The sequence below is a fragment of the Gemmiger formicilis genome, from assembly GCF_016901605.1.
In the GTDB taxonomy this organism is placed as follows: domain Bacteria; phylum Bacillota; class Clostridia; order Oscillospirales; family Ruminococcaceae; genus Gemmiger; species Gemmiger formicilis_B.
The window spans coordinates 1-2332 of record NZ_JACJKP010000275.1 but is presented as its reverse complement, the minus strand read 5'-3'; the positions used below and the strand labels follow the sequence as shown (position 1 = coordinate 2332).

At 55.3% G+C, this 2332-nt stretch carries 4 protein-coding genes; all 4 read right to left on the bottom strand.

Translation table 11 applies throughout. The annotated features are described in order from the left end of the window. Positions 1-222 precede the first annotated feature (222 nt). Entirely contained in the window at positions 223-570 is a 348-nt protein-coding gene (locus tag H6B10_RS14060) for an EamA family transporter (RefSeq protein ID WP_204652176.1), read from the bottom strand. Beyond that, positions 567-926 (bottom strand): transporter, encoded by a 360-nt coding sequence (locus tag H6B10_RS14055; RefSeq protein WP_204652175.1) that lies wholly within the window; start codon positions 924-926, stop codon positions 567-569. The genes H6B10_RS14060 and H6B10_RS14055 overlap by 4 nt, the downstream gene beginning before the upstream one ends. Continuing rightward, complete coding sequence (locus H6B10_RS14050) at positions 923-1867, bottom strand: glycosyltransferase family 2 protein (RefSeq protein ID WP_204652174.1); 945 nt, start codon at positions 1865-1867, stop codon at positions 923-925. The genes H6B10_RS14055 and H6B10_RS14050 overlap by 4 nt, the downstream gene beginning before the upstream one ends. A gap of 22 nt (positions 1868-1889) precedes the next feature. Then, on the bottom strand, positions 1890-2332 hold a 443-nt coding region (locus H6B10_RS14045; RefSeq protein ID WP_204652173.1), incomplete at its 5' end, for a hypothetical protein.

The window sequence follows — 2332 nt, the reverse complement described above, 5'->3', positions numbered from 1 at the left end:
TGAAACAGCACAGCGTGATCGACGTGGTGTTCGGCATCCTGTTGGCTCTGGCGTTGGATTACGCCGCCACCGTGTTCCAGCACGAGGCTTCGCCCCTGGGCCGCCAGCAGCGGCTGGCCCGCAAACAGCAGCGTTTGCCGGAATGGTGGTAAAGCCGTTCTTTTGATTGCAAAACCAAAACCGCCCGTGACGATTCCGTCACGGGCGGTTTTTATTCCTATTTTACAGCGCGTAGATAATAATACCCACAACGATCATGACCAGCGCCGCAATCTTTTTGGGATTCATCTTCTCATGGAAGATGGTCACACCAAAAATGGTCACATAGAGATACCCGGTTGCTTCCAACACCGGACCCACGTTGAGCGGCACACCTTTATAGGCCAGCATCGTCAGCAGCGTACACCCCACAAACAGACCGTAGCCCAGGATGACCCGCCAGTCGGTATATTCCTCCAACAGCGTTTTGTGTTCCCGCAGTGCCGCCTTTTTCAGCAGCACCTGCGAAACCGATGCCAGAAAGGTGCTGCAAAGATACAGCAGCACATACGGCAGTTGTGCCTGCGTCATTTGTGCTCCTCCCCTTCCTGGTCAGCCCGCACAAACAGCAGGATACCGGCAATGATGATCACAGCCCCCACTGCCTGCCGCGGCGTGATGCCTTCCCCGAAGATAAGAAACCCCAGCAGAATGCCCCACACCACCGTAACCGCTTTGTTGGCGTAGGCAGTAGTCAGCGGCAGATGCTTGATCACCTGCTGCCAGCCAAAGGCATATACAACAAGCGCCAGCATCATGGCGCCATACAGCAGAATAAAGGCCATGCTCAAAAAGGACTGCTGCGCCGCCAACTTGCTGAACACACTGCTGGTGGCATAGATGCCCAGAATCAGATGGAGCAACAGAAACCATTTTGCCCGTTTCACTTTGTTTCCTCCCCATCATGGTGCAGATACTCCCGTGCCACATACTGTGGTGCGGCATTGGCACACATATAAATGCGGCCCACATATTCCCCTATAAGGCCCAGTACGATCAGAATAGCGCCCCCCAGCAGGAGCAGCAACGCCGTGGTGGACGCCCACCCCAGCGGGGCAGCGTCACTGACAAAATGATTGATCACAATGTAAATCAGATACAGGAACCCGGCAATTGCCGACAATGTTCCAAAATAGGTGGCAATACGCAGCGGTTTGACGGAGAACGAGGTAAATCCGTTCATCCACAGCGCCAGCAGCTTGCCCAGGGTATACCCGGAACTTCCTTCTTCCCGGGCACGGTGGTGGACCGGAACATTGCAGATGTTCTTGGTTGTACGCAGCACCAGACCGATCACATAGGGGTAGCAGTGCTCATAGCGGATCATTTCATCCACCACAAAGCGGCGGGCCGCAAAATAGCTGTTGACCACCAGCTCCGGCGGCTTGCCCAGCATAACCTCCGTCATTTTGCTGTTGACCCAGCTGCCCAGGTTGCGCCACCCGGCCTGTTTTTTATTATCATAACTGGCGTAGACAACATCATGTCCGGCTTCAATCTGCGCAAGCAGTTTGCCCACTTCGTTAGCCGGGGTCTGGCCGTCGTCATCCAGGCAAACCACAACATCTCCGGTGCACTGGTGGAATCCGGCCATCAGTGCCGCATGCTGCCCAAAATTCCGGGCCAGGTCTACTCCCTGCACATGGGCATCGGCTGCCACCAGGCGGCGGATGGTTCCGATGGTATCATCCGGCGAGCAGTCGTTGACCAGCACGATCTCATAATCGTACTGGGGCATCGATTGCATCGTCGCCGTGATCTCTGCCACCACATCCGCCAGCGTGTGCGCAGAGCGGTAACACGGGATCACATAAGAAACTTTTTGCATGGTTGTTCGCCCTTCTTCCTTGTTATTGCAAACCTTCCGGCTTCTCATAAACCACCAGGTCCTCTGTAGAAACCAGTTCCTGCCAGCCGTCCGTTACCAGCCGGGTCTCGGCTTCGCTGCCGTGCCCCACCATGACATACTGAGAATGGATGGGATTTTCGGCATTGGCAAGATAGGTATTCTGATCAAACTGTATTCCCATGCCCGCCGGAACGGCATAGAGGTAACCGTGAAACACATCATCCCGGAAGGCATACGCCAGCGTGTGGGCCCACGGATCTTCATTCTGCTGGGCTTCCTCACGGGCAGACAGCGCTTGCGCCACAATCTGCATCTGGCTGTCCATCTCAGCATTATAAACCGGCAACACACTGTTGGTCAAATGATACGGCAGCATCACCAGCAGCGGCAGGCAGAGCCAACCGGCAAAACGGTCCTCATACACCAACACCGCCAGCAATACCA